Origin of the sequence: Streptomyces sp. NPDC091377, from assembly GCF_044757045.1 — a bacterium.
In the GTDB taxonomy this organism is placed as follows: domain Bacteria; phylum Actinomycetota; class Actinomycetes; order Streptomycetales; family Streptomycetaceae; genus Streptomyces.
Genome location: NZ_JBIVUE010000005.1, coordinates 144,457 through 166,438, shown reverse-complemented (window position 1 = coordinate 166,438; position 21,982 = coordinate 144,457). Strand labels below are relative to the sequence as shown.

General features: G+C 74.4%; 22 protein-coding genes. 11 read left to right on the top strand and 11 right to left on the bottom strand.

The window, feature by feature from the left end:
• Positions 1-72: 72 nt before the first annotated feature.
• Positions 73-873, top strand: coding sequence for an acyl-CoA thioesterase (locus tag ACIQNG_RS13210; protein WP_401484645.1), 801 nt, complete (start codon positions 73-75; stop codon positions 871-873).
• Here the strand turns inward: ACIQNG_RS13210 and ACIQNG_RS13205 are convergent.
• The 4 genes from ACIQNG_RS13205 to ACIQNG_RS13190 all read right to left on the bottom strand — a co-directional run bounded on the left by ACIQNG_RS13205 (position 840) and on the right by ACIQNG_RS13190 (position 4,115).
• The gene (locus ACIQNG_RS13205) at positions 840-1,580 is read right to left on the bottom strand and encodes a GntR family transcriptional regulator (protein ID WP_401435224.1); all 741 of its coding nucleotides are present in this window, start codon (positions 1,578-1,580) and stop codon (positions 840-842) included. The two genes, ACIQNG_RS13210 and ACIQNG_RS13205, sit on opposite strands and share 34 nt — an antisense overlap.
• Positions 1,581-1,765: 185 nt before the next feature.
• On the bottom strand, positions 1,766-2,197 hold the full coding sequence (locus tag ACIQNG_RS13200) for a hypothetical protein (RefSeq protein WP_401484643.1): 432 nt from the start codon (positions 2,195-2,197) through the stop codon (positions 1,766-1,768).
• 266 nt (positions 2,198-2,463) lie between these two features.
• Positions 2,464-3,432: an acetylxylan esterase gene (locus ACIQNG_RS13195; protein ID WP_401484641.1), complete on the bottom strand. Its 969-nt coding sequence runs from the start codon at positions 3,430-3,432 to the stop codon at positions 2,464-2,466.
• A gap of 104 nt (positions 3,433-3,536) precedes the next feature.
• Positions 3,537-4,115, bottom strand: coding sequence for a hypothetical protein (locus ACIQNG_RS13190; protein ID WP_401435229.1), 579 nt, complete (start codon positions 4,113-4,115; stop codon positions 3,537-3,539).
• 409 nt (positions 4,116-4,524) lie between these two features.
• Here ACIQNG_RS13190 and ACIQNG_RS13185 point away from each other — a divergent pair, with 409 nt between their 5' ends.
• From ACIQNG_RS13185 to ACIQNG_RS13175, 3 genes are all read left to right on the top strand, one after another.
• Positions 4,525-5,448: an NADP-dependent oxidoreductase gene (locus ACIQNG_RS13185; RefSeq protein WP_401484639.1), complete on the top strand. Its 924-nt coding sequence runs from the start codon at positions 4,525-4,527 to the stop codon at positions 5,446-5,448.
• A gap of 299 nt (positions 5,449-5,747) precedes the next feature.
• Positions 5,748-6,506: a GNAT family N-acetyltransferase gene (locus ACIQNG_RS13180; RefSeq protein WP_401484636.1), complete on the top strand. Its 759-nt coding sequence runs from the start codon at positions 5,748-5,750 to the stop codon at positions 6,504-6,506.
• A gap of 258 nt (positions 6,507-6,764) precedes the next feature.
• On the top strand, positions 6,765-7,610 hold the full coding sequence (locus ACIQNG_RS13175) for a putative protein N(5)-glutamine methyltransferase (protein WP_401435236.1): 846 nt from the start codon (positions 6,765-6,767) through the stop codon (positions 7,608-7,610).
• A 57-nt stretch (positions 7,611-7,667) separates the two neighbouring features.
• Here ACIQNG_RS13175 and ACIQNG_RS13170 read toward each other — a convergent pair whose 3' ends face one another.
• Positions 7,668-9,752, bottom strand: a complete 2,085-nt coding sequence (locus ACIQNG_RS13170; RefSeq protein ID WP_401484633.1) for a SpoIIE family protein phosphatase — start codon at positions 9,750-9,752, stop codon at positions 7,668-7,670.
• 329 nt (positions 9,753-10,081) lie between these two features.
• Between ACIQNG_RS13170 and ACIQNG_RS13165 the strand changes: the two genes are divergently transcribed.
• The 3 genes from ACIQNG_RS13165 to ACIQNG_RS13155 all read left to right on the top strand — a co-directional run bounded on the left by ACIQNG_RS13165 (position 10,082) and on the right by ACIQNG_RS13155 (position 13,194).
• Complete coding sequence (locus tag ACIQNG_RS13165; RefSeq protein WP_401435241.1) at positions 10,082-10,450, top strand: hypothetical protein; 369 nt, start codon at positions 10,082-10,084, stop codon at positions 10,448-10,450.
• 104 nt (positions 10,451-10,554) lie between these two features.
• On the top strand, positions 10,555-12,570 hold the full coding sequence (locus tag ACIQNG_RS13160; protein WP_401484631.1) for an FAD-dependent oxidoreductase: 2,016 nt from the start codon (positions 10,555-10,557) through the stop codon (positions 12,568-12,570).
• Positions 12,571-12,654: 84 nt separating this feature from the next.
• Positions 12,655-13,194 carry a PadR family transcriptional regulator gene (locus ACIQNG_RS13155; protein WP_401484630.1) on the top strand — a complete coding sequence of 180 codons (540 nt, stop codon included), beginning with the start codon at positions 12,655-12,657 and terminating at the stop codon, positions 13,192-13,194.
• Positions 13,195-13,252: 58 nt separating this feature from the next.
• Here ACIQNG_RS13155 and ACIQNG_RS13150 read toward each other — a convergent pair whose 3' ends face one another.
• The gene (locus tag ACIQNG_RS13150; RefSeq protein WP_401435250.1) at positions 13,253-13,810 is read right to left on the bottom strand and encodes a hypothetical protein; all 558 of its coding nucleotides are present in this window, start codon (positions 13,808-13,810) and stop codon (positions 13,253-13,255) included.
• Positions 13,811-14,248: 438 nt separating this feature from the next.
• Entirely contained in the window at positions 14,249-15,238 is a 990-nt protein-coding gene (locus ACIQNG_RS13145; protein ID WP_401435252.1) for a fibronectin type III domain-containing protein, read from the bottom strand.
• Between the two features lie 103 nt (positions 15,239-15,341).
• Here ACIQNG_RS13145 and ACIQNG_RS13140 point away from each other — a divergent pair, with 103 nt between their 5' ends.
• The gene (locus ACIQNG_RS13140) at positions 15,342-16,436 is read left to right on the top strand and encodes a glycoside hydrolase family 75 protein (RefSeq protein WP_401484628.1); all 1,095 of its coding nucleotides are present in this window, start codon (positions 15,342-15,344) and stop codon (positions 16,434-16,436) included.
• 22 nt (positions 16,437-16,458) lie between these two features.
• Here ACIQNG_RS13140 and ACIQNG_RS13135 read toward each other — a convergent pair whose 3' ends face one another.
• The 3 genes from ACIQNG_RS13135 to dhaK all read right to left on the bottom strand — a co-directional run bounded on the left by ACIQNG_RS13135 (position 16,459) and on the right by dhaK (position 18,563).
• Positions 16,459-16,878 carry a PTS-dependent dihydroxyacetone kinase phosphotransferase subunit DhaM gene (locus ACIQNG_RS13135; protein ID WP_401485097.1) on the bottom strand — a complete coding sequence of 140 codons (420 nt, stop codon included), beginning with the start codon at positions 16,876-16,878 and terminating at the stop codon, positions 16,459-16,461.
• A gap of 1 nt (position 16,879) precedes the next feature.
• Complete coding sequence (gene dhaL, locus ACIQNG_RS13130; RefSeq protein ID WP_401484627.1) at positions 16,880-17,479, bottom strand: dihydroxyacetone kinase subunit DhaL; 600 nt, start codon at positions 17,477-17,479, stop codon at positions 16,880-16,882.
• 91 nt (positions 17,480-17,570) lie between these two features.
• Positions 17,571-18,563, bottom strand: coding sequence for a dihydroxyacetone kinase subunit DhaK (dhaK, locus tag ACIQNG_RS13125; protein WP_401484625.1), 993 nt, complete (start codon positions 18,561-18,563; stop codon positions 17,571-17,573).
• Between the two features lie 229 nt (positions 18,564-18,792).
• On the opposite strand from dhaK, the gene ACIQNG_RS13120 reads away from it, so the two are divergent.
• Both ACIQNG_RS13120 and ACIQNG_RS13115 read left to right on the top strand, forming a co-directional pair.
• Positions 18,793-19,143, top strand: a complete 351-nt coding sequence (locus ACIQNG_RS13120; RefSeq protein WP_401484623.1) for a DUF6343 family protein — start codon at positions 18,793-18,795, stop codon at positions 19,141-19,143.
• 7 nt (positions 19,144-19,150) lie between these two features.
• Positions 19,151-19,831 (top strand): endonuclease, encoded by a 681-nt coding sequence (locus ACIQNG_RS13115; RefSeq protein WP_401484621.1) that lies wholly within the window; start codon positions 19,151-19,153, stop codon positions 19,829-19,831.
• A 96-nt stretch (positions 19,832-19,927) separates the two neighbouring features.
• On the opposite strand, the gene ACIQNG_RS13110 is transcribed toward ACIQNG_RS13115, so the two are convergent.
• Positions 19,928-21,037 (bottom strand): hemin ABC transporter substrate-binding protein, encoded by a 1,110-nt coding sequence (locus tag ACIQNG_RS13110; RefSeq protein ID WP_401485095.1) that lies wholly within the window; start codon positions 21,035-21,037, stop codon positions 19,928-19,930.
• 94 nt (positions 21,038-21,131) lie between these two features.
• Between ACIQNG_RS13110 and ACIQNG_RS13105 the strand changes: the two genes are divergently transcribed.
• Positions 21,132-21,935 (top strand): hypothetical protein, encoded by an 804-nt coding sequence (locus ACIQNG_RS13105; RefSeq protein WP_401484619.1) that lies wholly within the window; start codon positions 21,132-21,134, stop codon positions 21,933-21,935.
• The last annotated feature ends 47 nt before the right edge of the window (positions 21,936-21,982 follow it).

Here is a 21,982-nt window from a genome sequence, read left to right as displayed (position 1 = left end):
CGTGTCCGCCTCCCCGGCGGACTCTCGAACCTGCGGGTTTGATTTTCCAACTGACAAGGTTACGGTGGGTCCGTGACCTCTCTGACGGATGAGACCGAGACCCGGCCCGACCCCCGATGGCGTTCCTGGGACGGCGCCCACGGCGGCCATGTCGCCGCCCTCGCGCTGACCGCCGTACGCGACCGCTTCGCCGGAGGCGACCGTGCCGTGCGCACCCTGACCATCCACTTCCTCGCGCCGGTGGCTGCCGGTCCACTCCGCTTCTCCGGCGCCACGCCGGCCGCCGGCCGCCGCAGCGCGGCCTGTCTGTTCACCGGACACCAGGACGGGACGCCGGTCGTGTTCGGCACCGCGCTGTTCGGCTCCGGCCGACCCGGACCGTCGTACGAGGGGCATCCGGCGCCGCGGGTGCCCGGACCCGGTGACTGTCCGGTCCTCGAACCGCCCGGTCCCGGCGCCGGCGCCGGGTTCGCCGGACAGCTGGAGATCCGGCCCGCCACCGCCGACCGTCCGCTGGCCGGCGGGGAGCGCGCCGAACTCACCGCCTGGGTGCGGTTCACCGACGGCCGGACGCTGGACGCGGCGGCCGTCACCACCCTCACCGATGTGCTGCCGCCCGCCCTCTACGCCCGCTGGCGCACCCCCCGCCCCGTCCCGACCGCGGAGCTGTCCGTGCACTTCACCGACACCCTGACCGCCGCGGACGACGACGGCTGGGCGCTGGTGCGGATCCGCACCCAACGGGCGGACGACGCCTGGGCCGTGGACGACAGCGCCGTGTGGGCCACCGACGGACGGCTGCTCGCGCTGGGGCGGCAGGCCCGGGTGGTCCGGGCCGGTCAGACCGCCGCCGCGGGAACCGTGAACTCGTAGACCAGCGCGTCCCACCGGTCGTCCACCACCAGATCGGTGATCTCCAGCGGCCGGGCGTACTGGTCGTGGACCAGCCGGGTCACCCGCATCGACTGGGTGTCGCCCAGCCGGCTGATGGAGTCCCGGTGGTGCAGCGCGAGACCCGCCCGGCGGATCCAGTCGTAGACCCGCCGCAACTGGGCCGGGTCGCCCGCCCGTGGCCGGCCGCGATAGCGCGCCAGCTCACGCACCTCCGCCAGCGCCACCGCCGAGAAGGTGGTGACCGCCGAACGCCGGCCGCGTCCGTCGGCGCCCGAGGACTCGTAGCGATGCACCAGCGTCGGCCGATGCGGGGCCAGCCCCAGCGCCTCCGCGTGCGCCGGTGAGGGTGTCTCCCAGGCCGCCGTGGCCCGGTCGAACGCGCCCTGGGTCCTGATCCCCACCGGGAACGTCAGGGCCGCGGGATGCTCGACCGGGGCGCCGGGCAGCGTGGCGTGCGTGCCGCGCCGGTCCGTGGTGACCAGACCGTCCCGGCGCAGCACCTCCAGCGCCTGCCGTACGGTCTCCCGACTGACTCCGAAATGCTCCGACAACTGCCGTTCACCCGGAAGCCGTTCGCCGGGCGGAATCGTTCCGTCTCGCAGTTCGCCCAGCAGTTCCTCGGCGATTCTGCGATACAGGGGCCGCGCCTCGCCCCGTGAGTGGTCGTGCGGGGTGGTGCAGGCCATGCCGCGCCCTCCTGATGGTGACATGCCGTAGCCGTGCGGATTCGTTGCGCCACCAGATCTAGCACCGGCGCGAATCACCGAGGAAGAGGAGCCGGGCGGTTCGGCTGAAACCGGACCGTCAGGGGACCGTCAAGAGCGCTTACAGCGCGGTGTACACGGCGTTGACCAGTGCCGACTTCCGTGGATCACCGGCGAGGTGCGTACCCATGCGGTTCCTCACATATCCGAGCGACAGTCGGGCCTCCGGACCGGCCGGTCCGCACGATCCGCCGGAGCCGTCCTGCCCGAAGGGCCCTCGGGTTCGGCCCGTACGACCCCTCGGCCCGCTCGGCCACCGTCCCGGCCCCGGTTCGGTCCCGCGCGCCGGTCCCGGCACCCCGTACCAGGTCACGGCAGACGCCCCGCCCCTCACGCACCCGCCCCGCCGCCTCCGGTGACAGGATCCGCAGCCCGCCGTGGGCGCCGCCGCCCGCGACGACCCGGCACGGCGCCGCGACCGCCCGCGCGATGCCGTGGCCGCCCGCGGCGGGGAGCGCCGCCGCCCGCCGCCCGGAGGTGCTCGCCTCGGCGGCGCCGAGCACCGGATGGGCCAGTGCGGCGCGTGCGACAGGAGTCAACTGAGCCATAACCTTGGCCTGTTCACTGGCCCCCACCACCGGCGGAGGCACCAGTTCCGCCGCCCGCCCCGTCCCGCCGGCGTCACGGGCAGCCCGACCGTGAAGCAGACACCGAGCGGCCCGGTCACCTCGCGCGCCGGCAACGCCCCTGCCGCGGCCCCGACACCCGCCGGATCACACCTCACCGACCAGACGGCCGTACGTCCTCGTGTGACAGCCTGACACCGTCCCCGGCTCCCCCCCCCACGGCTCCGAGGCCCGGGGGCTCAGGTGTACGAGCGCAGCCAGCGCAGCTTGGCCCCGTCCTGGTACGGCCCACCGCCCTCGTGGTCGTTGAAGTCGTACACCTCGATCGCCTTGTCCTCGTGCGCCCAGGCGTTGAAGGCGGCGAAGACCGTCGACGGCGGGCAGGTCTGGTCCTCCAGGGCCGCCGAGAACAGGGCGGGCACCCGGCCGCGGGCCGCGAAGTGCACCCCGTCGAAGTACGACAGGGTGCGCAGCACGTCCTCGGTGCGGCCCCGGTGCGTCTTGAGCCACAGCGCGATCTCACGGTACGGATGCCGGTCCGTCAGGGTCGTCGCACGCGGGAAGTCGCACAGGAACGGCACGTCCGGCGCGATCGCCACCAGGTCGGGGACCAGCCCGCCCACCGCGACCGTGATCCCGCCGCCTTGACTTGCGCCCAGCGCCACCGTCCGGGACGCGTCGGTCAGCGGATGCGACCGGGCCGCCTCGACCGCCCGCACGGCGTCGGTGAAGACCCGGCGGTAGTAGTAGTTCTCCGGCGCGTCGATGCCGCGGGTCATGAACCCCGGGTACGCCGGACCGCCCGCCACCGGGTCCGCCGTGCCGCCGCCCCCGCCCCAGACGCTGCCCTGCCCGCGGGTGTCCATCACGAAGTGCGCCCGGCCCGACGACGCCCACAGCAGATGCTCGTGCGGCAGCCCGCGTCCGCCGCCGTAGCCGATGAACTCCACCACCAGCGGCAACGGCTCCTCGGCGGCGGCCGGCAGCACCAGCCAGCCCTTCACCGGCTGCCCGCCGAACCCCGCGAAGGTCACGTCGTACACCTGGAGCGTGGCCAGTCCCGTGTCCACCGGCTCGAACCGGGCGTCCAGATCGTGCTCGCGGGACTCCTGGAGGGTCTTGGCCCAGAAGGCGTCGAAATCCTCGGGGGCCACGGAGGCGCTGCGGTAGTCGCGCAACTCGTCCAGGGGGAGATCGAACAGGGCCATGCGGGACCGCCTTCGCTGTGCACGGGTGTGTCGTGATCACACCGTAGGCACGCCCGCCGACGCGCACCAGGGGAGCGCGGGCGGTCCGCCCCGGATCCTGGGTCTCAGGCCCAGCGGCGGGTCCACTTCGGCTCGGTCCGTGCCCAGTCGCGGTCCCACTCCGCCAGCCGGTGGCTCAGGGAGACCCGGCGCACACCGGACCAGCCGAGCAGCACCAGCGCCGCCGAACCGCCGGTGGCGCACACGCCCAGCGTCAGGGAGTGCTGCCAGACCATGCCGGAGTCCGCCGGTGGGGCGACGCTGCGGCCCGCCCGGTCGAACCACACGTCGACCCCCGTACCGTGCTTGGTGCCCGCCGGCACCAGGGCCGGTGCGGTCCGGGTCACCCCGCCCGCGTCCGTCCAGCGGACGGTCACCCGGACGCTCGTACCACCGCTGATCGCGGGGAGCGTGTCCGGCGGAGTGCCGACCACCTCCGCGCGCACCATATGACGCTGCTCGTGCTGGACCGCCACGGTCGCCCGCGCGTCCCCGTACGCCCACCAGGCCGTCGCCGCACCCGCCAGGGGCGCCCCCAGGAACAGCAGCAGGCCGACGGCAAGGAGCAGCCACGCCTCGATCACATCCGACCGGCGCCGCAGCGGACTGCGCCGCCACCGCCAGCCACGCACCCGGGTTCGCATGTCGACCTCCTCGCCGTCACGCGTGCGAGTGGCTCTATGCATCTGGTACCCCGTCCGCCCCGCGCTTGCGCGTGTCGAGGTGGATGAAAAGTGATGAAAACCGACAAACGGGGTGACCTCTGGAAGGGCTCACACCTCCTCCGTCCGCCGAGCGTCGACCGGCGCGCGACGGTGCCTCCCCACCATCGTCCGCCCGTGCGCGGACCGGCGCACGGCGGTGGCGGCGGGCCGCCGCCCGGGGCGGGTCCGGAGGCGGGGTGACCCGAACGGCCCCGCCGCTCATTAAGCGCGTATGAACTCTGCCGCGAGCTGGGAATAGCTGCACGGCGATCTTCCTTGCCCTGAGATGCCCGAGCCGGCGGCAGGTGATCGCCCATGCCCCGGCGACAGCGCAGAGAGTGGGAGTCCCATGCCCAAGGCATATGTCTTCACCCGGAACGGCGGGCCGGAGACCGAGGCGCTCATCGACGTGGACCGGCCCGAGCCCGGCCCCGAGCACCTCCTGGTCGCCGTCCGCGCGGCCGGGGTCAACCCGGTCGACTACAAGATCCGCAACGGATACCGGCGGCCCGGCGAGGACGGCGGAACCTTCCCCGCCGTGTTCGGCGGCGAGGTCTCCGGCGTCGTCGTGGAGACCGGGGAGTCCGTCACCGGGTTCGCGGCCGGGCAGGAGGTGTTCGGCGCCCCGGACTCCGGCGGCTACGCCGAGTTCGCCGTCCTACCGCAGTCCCTGGCCGCGCACAAGCCCGCCGCCCTGTCCTTCACCGACGCCGCGACCCTCCCGGTGGCCGCCGCGACCGCCTACGACGGTGTCCACCAGCTCGGTCTCGCCCCCGGCGCGACGCTCCTGATCACCGGCGCGGGCGGCGGGGTCGGCGTGGCCGCCACCCAGATCGCCCGCGCCGGGGGCGTCCGGGTGATCGGCCTGGCGAGCGAGGGCAAGAAGGACCTGCTCACCTCGCTCGGCGCGGTCCATGTCGCCTCCGGCCCCGGCTGGCCCGAGCGGGTCAGGGCCGCCGCCCCCGACGGCCTCGACGGGATCTACGACCTGGTCGGCGGCGAGGTGTTCGCCGAGGCGGCCACGCTCGCCGGCGACGGCACGCCGCTGATCAGCGCGACCGTACGGCCCGAGGAGGCAGAGCGGCACGGCGGCGCCCGCGTGGAGCGCGCCCGTACCGCGGCCGTCCTGGAGGCGGTCGCCGACCTGGTCGTCCAGGGAGACCTCGACCCGCAGGTCGGCGCCCGTTTCCCGCTGGAACGGGCCGGAGAGGCACTCCGCGAGGTCGAGTCGGGCCACGCCCGCGGCAAGGTCGTGATCGAGGTGTCCGAGTGAGCGGTGGAGAGGGGTTCATAGCGGGTGGGGGCGGCGGCACCGGCGAGACCACCGCCGCTCCGGCGGACCCGGGTACCCGGGGACCGGTGCGCGCGAGCGCCCATGGGGCGCCGGGCGAGCGGACTCGGGGATCGGTGGGTGAGGGCACGGGTGGGCCGGTGAGCGAGGGCGGACGTGGGCCGGTGGGGGAGGGCACGGGTGGGGCGGTGGGTGAGGTCCCCGGCGGGGCGGGGGGCGGGTCCGCTGCCCGGCGCGGGGGTGGCCGTGCTCCCGAGGTGTTCGGCGAAGGGGGGCAGCGTGTGGTGAAGGGTGGGGCGCGGGTTCCGGGGAGCCGTGGGGGGAGCGATCACCTGCTCGACAACCCGGCGCTCGCCGCGCTGACCGGGCCGCACGCGCACTTCGCCGAGCGGCGGGGGCGGGTGCTGCGGTACCCGGTCGACGTCTCGCCCTGGCTGGCACTGCCCGACGACCCCGGGCCCCAGGACTGGGCCGACCTCGTGGCGCTCACCGGGCCGGGCGCCGAGGTGCCGCTCCTCGGACATCTGGGCCCGGTCCCGGAGGACTGGGAGATCACCTTCCGCGCGGAGGGCGTCCAACTCGTGGACGACGGGGTGGCCACCGCGCCCGAACCCGAGGCGCTGCGGCTCGGGCCCGCCGATGTCCCCGAGATGCTCGACCTGGTCCGGCGCACCCGGCCGGGCCCCTTCCTGCCCCGCACCATCGAACTCGGCACCTATCTGGGCATCCGCCGCGAGGGACGGCTCGTCGCCATGGCGGGGGAGCGGCTGCATCCGCCCGGCTGGACCGAGATCAGCGCGGTCTGCACCGACCCGTCGGCCCGCGGCGAGGGCCTCGCGACCCGGCTGGTCCTCGCCGTCGCCCACGGCATACGCGAGCGCGGCGAGACCCCGTTCCTGCACACCGGCGCCGCCAACACCGGGGCGATACGTCTCTACGAGCAACTGGGCTTCCGGCTGCGCCGCACCACCGCGTTCATGGCGGCCCGCTCCCCGCAGCGCACCGGAGCGGGGGAGGAGCGGGCGGTGCCCGTGGGATGACACCCCCGGCGGGCCGACGGACGTACCGCGGGCGCGGCCGTACGTCCGTCCCGGCGGCGCTCGTCGGGCCCGCCCGCCCCACGGGGCGCGGGTGTACTGTGGCCGTCGGCCGTGGGTGGACCCGGCCCTTGACCGAGGAGGTGAGACCCATCACCGCTGTGTCAGCCGGGGTGCTCGCCTCTCGAACCCGCGCGGATCACTCGTAGTCCGGTGACCGCCTGAGCGCCCTTCGTGTCCCGAAAGGCTCTCGCGACCTCCATGTCCGCCGCATCACCTTCGCCCGCCCCCGGCGCTCACCCCGCCCCGCCGCTCTCCCCGGACCGTGTCGTGGCCGTGCTGCGCTCCGCCGGCTGTGTCTTCGCCGAGGACGAGGCCGCGCTGATCCTCGACGCCGCCCGCACCCCGGACGAACTCACCGCGCTGGTCGACCGCCGGGTCGCCGGACTGCCCCTCGAACTCGTCCTCGGCTGGGCCGGGTTCCGGGGCCTGCGCATCACCGTCGACCCCGGGGTGTTCGTACCGCGCCGCCGCACCGAGTACCTCGTCGCCCGCGCCCTGGCCCGGGTGCCCGACGCGCGGCTCGTGGTCGACCTGTGCTGCGGCACCGGCGCGGTCGGCGCCGCGCTCGCCGCCGCCCTCCCCGCCGCGGAACTGCACGCCGCCGACCTCGACCCCGCCGCCGTGCGCTGCGCCCGCGGCAACCTCGCCCCCTACGGCGGCCGGGTCCACCGGGGCGACCTGTTCGCCGCGCTCCCCGACGCCCTGCGCGGCCGGGTCGACATCCTGGCCGCCAACGTGCCCTACGTCCCCACCGGCGAGGTCGGTCTCCTCCCGGCCGAGGCCCGCGACCACGAGCCGCTCATCGCCCTGGACGGCGGCGCCGACGGCCTCGACGTGCTGCGCCGGGTCGCCGCCGAGGCACCCCGCTGGCTCGCCCCCGGCGGCGCCCTGCTCACCGAGACCGGCGAGCACCAGGCCCCGTACGCCGTGGCGGCCTACCACCGCGCCGGGCTGACCGCGTCCGTGGCGGTCTGCGAGGACACGGACGCGCATGTGATCGTCGGAGGGCCGGCCGCCGACCCTCGGCGGGACGGGCCGCAGTGAGCAGGGGCGCACGGACGGGCCGCCGAGCCGTCGAGCCGCCCGGTCCACGCCCTCGCGCTACCCGTCGGTGAGATCCCGCGCGCGAGCGATGAGCACCGCCACGTCGTCGTGGTTGTCCGGGTGGTGCAGCGTGCTCAGCAGGAGATCGCAGACGTCCTCCAGGGGGAGGGTGGGATCGGCCAGCAGCCCGAGCATGGTGTCGAGCCGCTCGTCCAGGGAGTGCCGGCGGGTCTCCACCAGACCGTCGGTGTACAGGACGAGCTGGTCGCCCGGGGCGAGGTCGAATTCGGTCGTGGAGAAGGCCACGCCGCCCACGCCCAGGGGCGCTCCGGTCGGCAGTTCGAGCAGCTCGGGCGGGTGGCCCACCCGTACCCGGGCGGGCGGCAGATGCCCGGCGTTGGCGATCAGCAGCCGTTCGCGCCGCGGGTCGTGGACGGCGTAGAGGCAGGTCGCGATGGACTGGTCGAGACCCGCGGTGGTCCGGTCCAGATGGTCCAGGAGGACGGCCGGGTCCAGACCGAGCGGGGCGAGCGTCGTGGTGGCGGTGCGCAGCCGGCCCATCGTCGCGGCGGCGCTGATGCCGCTGCCCATCACATCCCCGACCACCAGCGCCGTCCGGCCGGCCCCCAGCGGGATGACGTCGAACCAGTCGCCGCCCACCTCCGTCGTCGCCCCGGCCGGCTGATAGCGGGAGGCGACCTCCAGACCGCCGGTGACCGGCGGATGGCTGGGCAGCAGACTGCGCTGGAGGGTGAGCGCGGCGTCGCGCGCGTTCTGGTACCAGCGGGCGTTGTCGATCTGCACCGCCGCCCGGGCCGCCAGCTCCCGGGCGAGGATCAGATCGTCCTCGCTGAACGGCAGCGGATTGCGGGTGCGTTTGAGGTCCAGCGCGCCGAGCACCTCGCCGCGGGCGATCAGCGGCACCGCGAGATAGGAGTGCACCCCCGCCCGCCCGAGGACGACCGCGGCGTCGGGGGAGCGGGCTATGCGCGGCAGGTCCTCGTCCTTGACCCGCGCCACCATCACCGGCTGCCCGCTGCGCACACACTCGGTGACGAGCCGGTCGGGCGCGTAACGCGCCACCTGTCCCGGCGGGTCGGCCGCCGCCAGCGCCTCACTCTCCCCGTCCGCGCGGACCGCGAGCGCCCTGATCACCGCCGCCTCCGCCGGGCCGAGGCTGGTTCTTCGGCCCTCCACCACCGCTTCCAGCAGATCCACCGCCGCGATGTCGGCCAGTTCGGGCACCGCGACCTCGGCCAGCTCACGGGCGGTGCGGTCCAGCTCCAGCGTGGTGCCGATCCGGGCGGAGGCGTCCGCGATCGCCGCCAGGCGCCGCCGCGCGGCCTCCGCCTCGATGCCCGCCCGGTACTGCTCGGTGACGTCCACCAGGCACAGCGCGACCCCGAGCGGCGCGCCGGAGCCGCCCTCCAGCCGGTACAGCGACGCCGTCCAGGCGTGGTCCTGGTCCGGATCGGCGGGCGTACGGCCGATCACGGACCGGTCGGTGACCGGACGCCCGGTCGCCAGCACCTGGCGGGCGGCGGTCTCCAGCGCCTGCGCGTCCAGCAGCGGCAGCACCTCGGGGATGGTCCGCCCGAGATGGTCGTCGGCGGCGAAGCCGTCGATCTCCTCCAGCGCCGGGTTGACCGAGACATAGCGCAGGCTGGTGTCCAGCACGGCGATACCGATGGGGGACTGGTCGACGACCTGCGCCGCCAGCGCCACCTCCCGCTCCAGCCGCCGTACCGTCCCCTGGTCGGCGGCGAGTCCGAGGGCGTAGACGTCCCCGCGGTCGTCGGTCAGCCGCATGGTGCGGAACTCGACCAGCCGGGAGCTGCCGTCCTTGTGCCGCACCGGGAAGGCGCCCGCCCAGCCCCGGCCGGTGGCCAGGACGTCCGCGAACAGCTTCACCACCTGCTCCACCTGCTCCTCGTGCACCACCAGACGCGCCGCGAGCCGGCCCAGCGCCTCGCGCGCGGAGTGACCGAACAATTCCTCGGCCTGCGGGCTCCAGAGCACGATGTGCCCCGTGGTGTCCAGCACCACCGACGCCACGCCCAGCACATCGAGCAGCCCGCTCGGCCGCCCCGCCCCGTGGACGGGTTCCTCACCTCCGGTGACCGATGACCCCGGTGTACTCATCACGCACCGCCTCAGCGCTTGTCACACGGCACGTCGTCCCCTGTGCCGCCTCCCCTGTCGTAGCGCGCTCAATCCACTCTCTTACGCCGCCTCCGCTTTTCTCCACCATCCCTCAACACCTACCCGCCGGTCCGGCGATCCGATTCGGCCGCACTGTGCGATATTTCGCGCCACGGACTGGAAGACGCCGGTACGCCCGTCCCCGTTCCCTCCCGCGGCCCGCCCGGCGCGAGGCGGGCCCGTCGGTGGTGCTCTCCCCGCCCCGGTGCTTATCTGGGTGAGGGGCGGCCGGACGCGGTCCCGCCCCGCCCAGGAGAGGAGCCGTCACGATGAACGCAGCAGGTCCGCACGAGGAGTCCGTCTCCGTCGAGATCAGCGGATGCAGCAAGGAAGACGCCCGGGTCGTGTTCGACACCCTCTGCGCGTGCTTCTCCTCGGACCGGTGCGCCGAGGACGTGCCGCAGCGGCTCCACGAGACCCGCCCGGAGGTCTGGCTCGGCACCTTCGACGTCGCCGACCCCCACGACGGACCGCCCCCCGCCCGCCTCGACGCCTCCGTCACCGCCGACGTGCAGGGCGGCTACTGGGCCGTCGAGCGGTTCCGTACGACGCTGCACTCCCTGTTCTCCGTGCGGGACCTCTCCGGAGCCTCCGGCGACCAGGAGCGTGAGCTGCACCTGCTGCTGGAGAACCGCTGACGGTGCCGAGGGCGGCGCCAGGGCCAGCCTTATGCAACTAGTTGCATAAACCGTGTGCGGTCCTCTACAACAGAGGGGCCATCACCCCGCGCACGGAGGCCCCCATGAGCCGATACCCGCATCTGCTGAGCCCGCTCGACCTGGGCTTCACCACCCTGCCCAACCGGGTCCTCATGGGCTCCATGCACGTGGGCCTCGAAGAGGCGGAGGGCGGCTTCGCGCGGATGGCGGAGTTCTACGCCGCGCGGGCCCGCGGGGGAGTGGGCCTGATCGTCACCGGAGGCATCGCCCCCAACGAGGAGGGACGCCCCTGGTCGGGCGGGGCCAAACTCACCACCGAAGCCGAGGCGGACCGGCATCGCGAGATCACCCGGGCGGTCCATCGCGCGGGCGGCAGGATCGCGATGCAGATCCTGCACTTCGGCCGGTACGCCTACCACGAGGCCCTGGTCGCCCCCAGCCCGCTCCAGGCCCCCATCAGCCCGTTCGCACCGCGCGAGATGACCGAGGCCGACATCGAGCGCACCATCGGCGACTACGTCCGCGCCGCCCGCCTCGCCCGGCGGGCCGGCTACGACGGCGTCGAGATCATGGGCTCCGAGGGCTACCTCGTCAACGAGTTCATCGCCGCGCCGACCAACCACCGCACCGACCGCTGGGGCGGCTCGTACGAGAACCGGACCCGCTTCCCCCTTGAGATCGTCCGCCGGGTGCGCGAGGCGGTCGGCGAGGACTTCATCGTCATCTACCGGCTGTCGATGCTCGACCTGGTGCCGGGCGGCTCCACCCTGGACGAGGTGATCACCCTGGCCAAGGCCGTCGAGGCCGCCGGGGCGACCCTCATCAACACCGGCATCGGCTGGCACGAGGCCCGGATCCCCACCATCGCCACCTCCGTGCCCCGCGGCGCCTACACCTGGGTCACCAGGAAGCTGATGGGCCAGGTCTCCGTGCCGCTCGTCACCACCAACCGCATCAACACCCCCGAACTCGCCGAGGAACTGCTGGCCGGCGGCGCCGCGGACATGGTGTCCATGGCCCGGCCGATGCTCGCCGACGCCGACTTCGTGGCCAAGGCCGCCGCCGGACGGCCCGAGGCCATCAACACCTGCATCGGCTGCAACCAGGCTTGCCTCGACCACACCTTCAGCGGACAGATCACCTCCTGCCTGGTCAACCCGCGCGCCTGCCACGAGACCGAACTGGTGCTCTCACCGACCCGGCTGCGCAAGCGGATCGCGGTCGTGGGCGCCGGACCCGCCGGGCTGGCCTGCGCGGTCAGCGCCGCCGAACGCGGCCACGACGTCACCCTCCTCGACGCCGCGAGCGAGATCGGGGGCCAGCTCAACGTGGCCCGCAAGGTCCCCGGCAAGCAGGAGTTCGACGAGACCCTGCGCTACTACCGGCATCAGCTCGACGCCCACCGCGTCACCGTCCGCCTGGACACCCCCGTCACCGCCGCCGACCTCACCGGCTACGACGAGATCGTGATAGCCACCGGTGTCACCCCGCGCACCCCCGACATCCCCGGCGCCGACCACCCCAGCGTCGTCGGCTACCTCGACGTGCTGCGCGACGGCGCCCCCGTCGGCGACCGGGTGGCGATCCTCGGCGCGGGCGGCATCGGCTTCGACGTCGCCGAGTTCCTCACCGACGGCGGCGACCAGGCGAGCGAGGACCCGGCGACGTACTTCCGCCACTGGGGCGTCGACACGGAGTACGCGGCGCCCGGCGGTCTGACCGCGCCCCGCCGCCCCACCCCGCCCCGCACGGTCCACCTCCTCCAGCGCAGCACCACCAAGGTCGGCGCCGGCCTCGGCAGGACCACCGGCTGGATCCACCGCGCCGAGCTGAGGCACCGCGGCGTCACCATGGTCCCGGGTGTGCGCTACGACCGTATCGACGACGCAGGGGTCCACCTCACCGTCGGCGCGGAGAGCACCGTCCTGCCGGTCGACACGGTGGTGCTCTGCACGGGACAGGAGCCGCGCCGCGACCTGTACGAGGAACTGATCGCCGCCGGACGCGACGCCCATCTCATCGGCGGCGCCGACGTGGCCGCCGAACTGGACGCCAAGCGCGCGATCAAACAGGGCACGGAGCTGGCAGCCGCGCTGTGAACGGGGCCCGGCCCTTGAGCGTGCGTCCCGGGGGCCGGTGCGCGGGCCCTCGGGGCGGCCCCTCGGCGTCCCTAGGATGAGCCCATGTCACTCCCGCACGCGATCCTCACCGCCCTGCTCGAAAAGCCGTCCTCGGGGCTGGAGCTGACCCGCCGTTTCGACCGCTCGATCGGCTACTTCTGGTCCGCGACCCACCAGCAGATCTACCGCGAGCTGGGAAGACTGGAGACCGAGGGCCTGATCAGGGCACTGCCGTCCGCACAGCCGGCCCGGGGGCAGAAGAAGAGCTACGAAGTCCTGCCCGCGGGCCGTGCCGAACTGGCCCGCTGGACCGCCGCGCCCCAGGACCCCAAGCCCCTGCGGGACGCCCTGCTGCTGCGGCTGAGGGCCTCCGCCGTGGTCGGCACGGACGGGCTCGAAGCCGATCTGCGACGCCATCTGGAGCTGCACCGGGGGCAGTTGGCCGAGTACGAGGAGATCGAGCGGCGCGACTTCCCGCCGGAGAAGGACTCCGCGCAGGACCGCGTCCGGCATCTGGTGCTGCGCGCCGGAATCGACCTGGAGACCTTCTGGACCCGCTGGCTCGCCCAGGCACTGGCCGAACTGGAACGGCTGCCCCGCTGAGTCACCCCGGTCACTCCGGTCACCCCGGTCGCCCGGGCCCGGTCCTGGACGCCCGTCGTCAGAGCCGGTACGGCTTGGACCGGCGGCGCAGGAACCAGCCCGCCGCGATCGCGCCGGTGCCCACCAGCACCCCGCCCGCCACCAGCGTCAGCGTCCCGTAGTCCTTGACGCCGCCGCCCACACCGCCCAGCACCCCGCGCGGCGAGGCGGAGGCGGAGGGCGCCGCCGAGGCGCGGGCCGAGGAGGTGGCGGAGATGGAGGGCGCGGAGACGATCACCGACTGGGTGCCCGCGGTGTTCCCGTTGGAGCACATCACCACGACGGTGTAGGTGCCGGGGCTGACGTTCGACCAGGCGGCCGACTGAAGGTTCGAGGTGCCGGTGACGGCCACCTGACGGCCCTGGGCGAAGCTGGTCTGGCTGCTGTTGAGCAGTGAGGCGTTGCCCCAGGCGCTGTTGACCTGGGTGCACGCGTTGGTCGTGACCGAGACGGTCGAGCCCGAGGTGCTCACCGAGATCCCGCTCGCCGCGCCGGCCGGGGCGACGGCCAGGGCGAGGGGCACGGCGGCGGCGGTCACGATCGGGCCGGAGCGCAGCAAGTGCTGGGAGATGCGCATGGGTCTGTCCTCCGGCGGCACGGTCGGCGGTACGTCCGTTGCGCCGCCGTGGTCGGGGAAACACCCGTGCGCCACATGGCCAGCCAAAGCCGCCCGGGCGCCCGGCGCACCCCGGCCGCACCCGGCCAGGTGACACGTTCCGCCGAGCGGCCCAGCGCCCGACGACCCGACGGCCTTTCCGCCACCCGACGGCCTTTCCGCCACCCGACGGCCTTTCCGTCACCCGACGGCACCCGACGGACCCGCCGTCGCCCGACGGACCTTCTGCCGCCCGACGGACCCGCCGCCCGACGGACCCTCCGCCGCCCGCCCGACGACCCCACAGCCCCCGCCGCCCGCCCGACGGACCCACCGCCGGCCGGGAGGTACCCGCCCCCGCACCGAACCGTGCGGGGGCGCACGCACCCCCGCACGGGAGTTGTCACACTCCCGCCCGCCTCACGACTTCCCGTCGCCCTTCTGCCCGGTCGTCACGGTCCGCTCGGCCGAGTACCCGCCCCAGGTCCCGTCCGGCAGCTTGGGGCGGATCCGCACCCGGTGGGTCTCACCGGCCTTCTCACCGATGTAGAAGGTGTAGGTCGCCCGGCCGCGCGGCGGATCCCCGCCCCACACCAGCGAGGTGGCGGGCTGTCCGTCCACCTGGATCTGGTACTCGGAGATCACCCCGTCCACCGGCGGCGGGTCCCAGGACAGATCGATGTGGTACGCCCCGTCGGCCTGCCGGGTCGTCGCACGGAAGTCGGTGGGCGCGACGCTCTGCCCGCTGTCGCTGCCGGGGGTGGTGAGCCGCACGGCGTTCCCGGCGGGCGAGAGATGGTCCGCGGCGTCCCGGGCCTTGACCGTGAACGAGTAGTCCGTGCCCGGCCGCAGCCCCATGACGACGGTCGCGGTCTGGGTGCCGGCCACACTGTGGACCTTGGTGTCGCCCTGGTAGATGTCGTACGACACCACCTTCTGGTTGTCCTTCGCCGCACCCCACTCCAACTGGACCGCCCGGCTTCCGGCGGTGCGGCCGGTGGTCCTGCCGGGGCGGGTCGGCGGGGTGTCGTCGGCGGCGACGGCGGCCGGGGTGGTCGCCTCGACCTCCTGGCTGGGCTCGCTGAGCCGCCCCTCGGCGTCCCGGGCGCGGACGGTGAACACATACGTGGTGGAGGGTTTCAGCCGGACGACGTCCACCATGTGCTCGTCCGCCTCGACGTCGTCGACCTTGGTCGAGCCGCGGTAGACCTCGTATCCGGTGACCGGCGGATCGGCCGTCACCTTGTTCCACATCACATGCACGCTGGTGGCGCTGCCCGCGTCGGCGGTGACGCCCGCCGGGGAGCCCGGGGGCCGTTCGCCTCCCTCGTCGGCCCCGCCCCAGGCGCAGGAGGTCAGGAGCAGCAGGGCGCCACAGGTCAGCACGGCGGGTACGGGGGCGCGTCGCACGGTGGTGCCTCCCAGGGCGGCAGCAATGGTCCGGACCAATTCTGCGCCGCATGACGGGGCCACATCAAGAGGGTGGGTGGGCGAGGTGCGCCGGGAGTTACGTATGCTGAAAGTCCTCATGGCTGAACTCTCCGCGGGGGCGGGTGAGTTCACGCCGAAGGCGCGGATCGCTGTCGTCGCTGTCCCGCGCCGGCGCGGGCGGCCGGGGGCCGGACCGAACCTGGACCGGCCCCCGCCCCCTGTCGACACGCCGGACGCCCACCGCCCGGCCTCCGGCCTCCAAGATCAGGAAGAGCGTCAGATAGGGCTGAACAACCGTCAGCTCCGAGGAGGCTCCCCGATCGTGCGTGTCCCGCCGCTGCCGCTGTCACTGGTCCTGGCGAGCGCCGCCCTGCTCGCCCCGACGAACTCCCCCGTCACCGCCCCCGAACCCGCCCCGCCGCCCTCGCCCCGACCCGCGACGGCGGACGCGGGCACCGCCGCACCGGCCGACGCGGGTACCACCGTGCCGGTCGCCGAGGGCGCTGCCCCACCGGACGACCCGGGCCCCGCCCTGCCGGACGGCGAGCGGACCGCCGTACCGGACGACAGACCCACGGCCGTGCCGGCCGCCGAGACCGCCCCCGTGTCGGCCGACGCCCTGCTGGCCCGGGTACGGGACTGCCTGCCCGTCTCCCGGGGCCGCTACCGCAGCGACGCATGGGCACCGGCCGACATCCCGGTCTGCGGCACCCGCGGGGCCGTGTTCTGGAAGGCGGACATGGACATCGACTGCGACGGCCGGGCCGGCCGCCACTGCAACGCCCGCTCCGATCCCTCCTTCTCGCCCCAGACGTCCGTGCGGCAGTCCGACGGGCGGGCCCTCAGCGCCGAGACCCTGCCTTTCGTCGTCGTACCGATGCCGAGCCGGATCTGGGACCACCGCGAGCACGGCGCGCGGGCGGGAGCCGTGGCCGCGGTCGTCCACCGCGACCGGGTGCGCTACGCCGTCGTCGGCGACCGGGGCCCGCGCGACCTCATCGGCGAGGCGTCGTACGCCATGGCCGAGGCCCTCGGCATCGACCCCGACCCCCGCACCGGCGGGGCCGCCTCCGGGGTCACGTACATCGTCTTCAAGGACTCGCGGGCGACCCCCGTCGAGAGCCCCGCCGCGGCGGTACGGGAGGGGGAGAGACTGGCCCGGGAGTTCCTGCGCTGACCGACCTCTCCCGCCGGCCCGGTCAGACCTTGCGGTAGGTGTACGCGTCCGCCGCCGCGGCTTCCACGGCGGCGAGGTCGGCGCCGGTCGAGGCCGTCACCACGGCGGCGACGGCGCCCTCCACGAACGGGGCGTCCACCAGACGGGTGCGGGCGGGGAGTTCGTCCTCCTCGGCGAGCAACGCCTTCACCGTGAGCACCGCGCTCCCGAGATCGGCGAGGACGGCGACCCCGGCCCCCCGGTCCACGGACGCCGCCGCCGCGGCGATCAACTCGGCGCTGGTGCCCACCCCGCCGTCCTCGGTACCGCCCGCCGGAGCCACGGGCACCGCCGCCGCGCCGCCCGCGAGCGCGGTCGCCAACTCGGCCACCGACGCCGCGACCCGCGCGCTGTGCGACACCAGCACGATCCCGACGAACCGTCCGCCCGCGTCCTTGCCGATGTCACTCACCGTGCGCCTCCGCGAGGGCCGCGATCAGCAGCGCCGAGGAAGTGGCGCCCGGGTCCTGATGACCGATGCTGCGTTCGCCCAGATAGCTGGCCCTGCCCTTGCGGGCCTGGAGCGGCGTCGTCGCGACCGCGCCCTCCTCGGCCGCCGTACGGGCCGCCGCGAACGACTCGCCGAGCGCGTCCACCGCCGGGAGCAGCGCGTCGACCATGGTCTTGTCGCCGGGCGCGGCACCGCCCAGCGTCCGCACCGCCTCCACCCCCTCGCGCAGGGCCTGCGCGAGTTGCTCCTCACTGACCTCGGGCGCGTCACCGAGCGCCTTCCCGGTGCGCCGCAGCAGGGTGCCGTAGAGCGGTCCCGAGGCACCGCCCACCTTCGAGATGAGCTGCTTGGCCGCCAGCATCAGCACCGCCCCCGGAGTGCCCGGGGCCTCCTGCTCCAGCGCCGTGGCCACATTCACGAACCCGCGCTGCATGTTGCTGCCGTGGTCGGCGTCCCCGATCGCTGAGTCGAGGGCGGTGAGCCGTTCCGCCTCGCGGTCCACGGACGCGGCCATGGCCGTCATCCAGCGGCGGAAGAAATCGGCGTCGAGCACTGGATCTCCTTGCGTGGTAGGTACGTTGCTCCGTGCGCGGCCCGCCGCACACCCCCCGGCGCGGCCCGTCGCACCCCGGTACGGCCGGGTCTCACATCCCCCAGCGCAGCCCCGGCGTCCGCACCGGCGCGTCCCACAGCCGCAGCAGCTCCTCGTCCACCTGGCACAGCGTCACCGAGGCGCCCGCCATGTCCAGCGAGGTGACGTAGTTGCCGACCAGGGTGCGGGCGACCGCGACCCCGCGCTCGGCCAGCACCCGCTGCACCTCCGCGTTGAAGCCGTACAGCTCCAGCAACGGTGTGGCACCCATGCCGTTGACCAGCACCAGCACCGGGCTGCTCGGGGTCATGTCCGCCAGGATCGCCTGCACCGCGACGTCGGCGATCTCCCCCGAGGTCATCATCGCCCGGCGCTCGCGGCCCGGCTCCCCGTGGATGCCGATGCCCAGCTCCAGCTCACCGGCGGGCAGATCGAAGGTCGGACTGCCCTTGGCGGGCGTGGTCACCGCGCTGAGCGCCACACCGAAGCTGCGGGAGTTCTCGTTCACCTGCCGGGCGACGGCCGCCACCCGCTCCAGCGGCTGCCCCTCGTCGGCGGCGGCACCCGCGATCTTCTCCACGAACAGGGTGGCGCCGGTACCGCGACGGCCCGCCGTGTACAGGCTGTCGGTCACCGCCACGTCGTCGTCGACCAGGACCTTCGCGACCTGGATGCCCTCGTCCTCGGCCAGCTCGGCGGCCATGTCGAAATTGAGCACGTCACCGGTGTAGTTCTTCACGATGAACAGCACTCCGGCCCCGCTGTCCACGGCCGCCGCCGCGCGCAGCATCTGATCGGGCACCGGCGAGGTGAACACCTCCCCGGGACACGCCGCCGACAGCATGCCCGGCCCCACGAATCCGCCGTGCAGCGGCTCATGCCCCGAACCGCCGCCGGAGACCAGGCCCACCTTCCCGGCGACCGGCGCGTCCCGCCGTACGATCACCCGGTTCTCCACATCGACGGTCAGCTCGGGATGGGCCGAGGCCATCCCCCGGAGCGCGTCCTCGACCACGGTGTCCGGCACATTGATCAGCATCTTCACGGGTACCTCCGGGGGAACCAAGTCGAGTCAACGGCGCTCGTCGGTCAGTGGCTGAAGTCCTGCTTAGGAAGTATCGACCTTGAGGGGGCGCCGGTCACCTCCAGGGGGGCCGGGACACGCGCGGCGGAGACCGGTCCGGAGGGCCGCGGGGCGGCGGGTTTGGGCGTGGTTCGGTGGGCTACCCGGCAGGGGGAGGGGTGAGGCCGACTCCGACCGTCGAGGAGGGACCATGACGCATGAGCTTCGCCGCCGGTCCCGGCAGCGGGACGAGGCGGCCCGTTCCGGCACCCGCGTCCCCCGCAGCGGCACCGAGCCCGTCACCGCCCGCAGCCCGCTGCGGCTGCGGAAGCTGCTGAGCGGGATCTTCCTGCCCCTGTTCGTGGCGGGCACCGTCCTGTTCGCCGTCTGGGCCGCGCTGAGCGGACCCGGCGACAGCCCCGGCCGCGCCGTCACCGTCACGCTGGCCGCCGTCTGCGCGGCCCTCGCCCTGACGGCGGCACTGGACCTGGTCGTGCTGGCCCGGCGCGGACGGCAGGAACGCGCCGCGGACCCCGCGGACCCCGCGGCGCTGGGGCGGTGACCGGGCGATGACGACGCAGAGCGCCGGGGAATCCCGCCCCCGTACCGCCGGGACGACGAACCGGGCGGTGGTGCGGGCCCTGCTCGACCGGCAGCCCCGCACCTACCCGGCCCAGGCCGGGATCCGGCTGCGCGACACCCCGCAGCCGCTCTACCAGACGCTGGTGCTCGCCGTGCTGCTCAGCGCCCGCATCAGGGCGGGCACGGCGGTGTCGGCGGCCCGGTCGCTGTTCGAGGCGGGGCTGCGCGACGCCCGCTCGATGGCGGACGCCTCCTGGCAGGAACGCGTGGACGCCCTGGGCCGGGGCGGCTACCGGCGCTACGACGAGCGCACCTCCACCCTGCTCGGCCGGGGAGCCGACCTGCTCCTCGAACGCTACGGCGGTGACCTGCGCCGTCTGCGTGAGGAACCCGACCCGAAACGCGCCCTCCTGGACATCCCCGGGATCGGCCCCACCGGCGCGGACATCTTCCTGCGGGACGTCCAGGGCATCTGGCCGGAGTTCACCCCCTACGTCGACCGCAAGGCACTCGAAGGGGCCGAGCGCCTCGGTCTCCCGGCCTCCCCCGGAAGGCTGCGCCGCCTCGTGCCCCCCTCGGACATGCCCCGCTTCGCCGACGGCCTCGTCCACGCGGCCCTCGACAGGCCCTTGGCCGACGAGGTCCTCGCCGCCGCCCGGGCGGCTTGACAGAGACCAGAGGCCCGACGGAGACGCGAGGCCGGGCGGGGCCGACCGGGGGACCCCCGGCACCCGACACCCGGCGCCCACCTGCCACCGCCGCCGTCACGCGCCGTGCAGCCCCGCCACCAGGAGGTCGATGACCAGCGGGGTGCGCGGGCCGAAGCCGAGGAGGACGCCGTCCTCCAGGGTGACGACCCGGCGGTCCGTTCCGGCGGGGGTCTCCCTGATGCCGGGGATCTCCACCAGACCGTCGACACCGCCGACCGACTCCAGCCCCTTGCTCATCATCAGCAGGACGTCCGGCCGCGACGTGACGAGAGCCTCGCTGGTCAGCGGGGTGAACGGCTTGTCAAGACCGGCCTCGACGCCCGCGTCCACCGCGCCCGCCGCCGCGATCAGGGAGTCCGCGCCGGACCCCTTGCCACCCATCAGGTACACGGCGGCGCTGCCGCGCAGGTACAGGAAGGCCACCTTGGGCCTGCTCCCCTCGGGCACGGCCGCGCGGGCCGCCGCGATCTCGCCGTCGATCCGGGCGGTGAGGGCCCGGCCCGCCCCCGGCACCCCGAGCGCCTCGGCGACGCGGGTGGTGCGGGTGCTGACGTCGGCGAGTTCGGTGGCCGGGTCCAGGACGACGACCGGCACGCCCGCGTCCCGGATCTGGTCGATCGCCTCGCTCGGACCGGTGTCGGTGTCGGCGAGGACGACCGTCGGCCGCAGCGAGAGGACGCTCTCGGCGCTGACATCGTGTGCCTTGGTGACCATCGGAAGCTTCTCGGCCTCGGCGAACGTCGCGGTGATGTCCCGGCCCACCACCCGGTCGCCCAGGCCGAGGGTGAAGACGATCTCCGCGACGCCGCCGTTGAGCGGCAGGATCCGCGAGGCGTCCTCCACCGTGACCCGGCGGCCGTCGGACGAGTCGACCGTGACCGGCAACTCCGGTACGGGCGGCGGTCCTTCGAGCGGGACGAGGGTGTTCGCGTCCAGGCGCTCCCGCGCGGCCTCGGCGCGTTCCCCGGCCGAGGCCGCCGTGCCGCCGGAACCGGCGCCCCCGGCATCCGCCCCGGCACCGGTACCGGCACCGGCACCCGAGGAACCGCCGTTCGCGCACGCCCCGGTGAGCAGCGCGAGGGTCAGTCCGAGGGCGGCGAACGCCCGGCGGCGGGCGGGTGGTCGAGCGGATCCGGCGGTGGGCGTGGCTCGCGGGGCGGTCAGTGCTCTCACGGCTCGTCGACTCCTCTTCGCTGGCACTCAAGTCGACTGTAGTTTAGGTTAGGCTGGCCTAAGTTTCTTCAGGTGGGGGTGGAGCATGTCATCGGCAAGTGGCGCGCGCGGCAAGCGGATCGGCTGGGCCCGCGCGGTCACGCTCTCGGCGGCACTGGCGCTGGCGACAGCGACGCCCGCCGCCGCGGCGGGCGGTTCGGCGACCGGCCCGGAGGGACAGAAACTCACCGTCTCCCGGACCTCCGGCCTCGACGCGGCCGGCGAGACGGTCACCGTCTCCGGCACCGGCTACAACACCGAGAAGGGCATCTACATCGCCCTCTGCGTCGACAACGGCCCCGGAAAGACACCGACTCCCTGTGTCGGCGGCGTGGACATGTCCGGTGAGTCGGGGGCGTCCGTCTGGGTGTCCTCGAACCCGCCCTCGTACGGTGAGGGACTGGCGAAGCCGTACGGCGGCAGCGGGCACGACGGCACCTTCGAGGCGCGCCTCAAGGTCCGCGCCAAGGACGCCAACACCGACTGCACCGCCTCCGGGGTGACCTGCGCCGTCATCACCCGCAACGACCACACGCGCGGCGGCGACCAGAGCCAGACGGTCCGGGTGCCGGTGTCGTTCGGTCCGGACGGCGGCTCGACCGCGCCGGACGAGGACGCGGCGTCCGCGACCCCGACCGCCTCGGCGGGCGCGGGCACCACGGGCTCCGGCGCGACCGGCGGTGGGGGCGCCGGCTCCGCCGACGCCAAGGGCCCGCTCGCCAGCACCGGTTCGGACCTCACGCTGCCCCTCACGCTCACGGCCGCGGGACTGGTGGCCGCCGGGGGCGCGACCTGGTGGGTGGCCCGACGCCGCCGGGCGACGCCGGCCCCGACGCCGGCCGCGGACTGACCCGGCCGCCCCGGGCCCGTGCACGCGACCCGGGGTCACGCACTTCG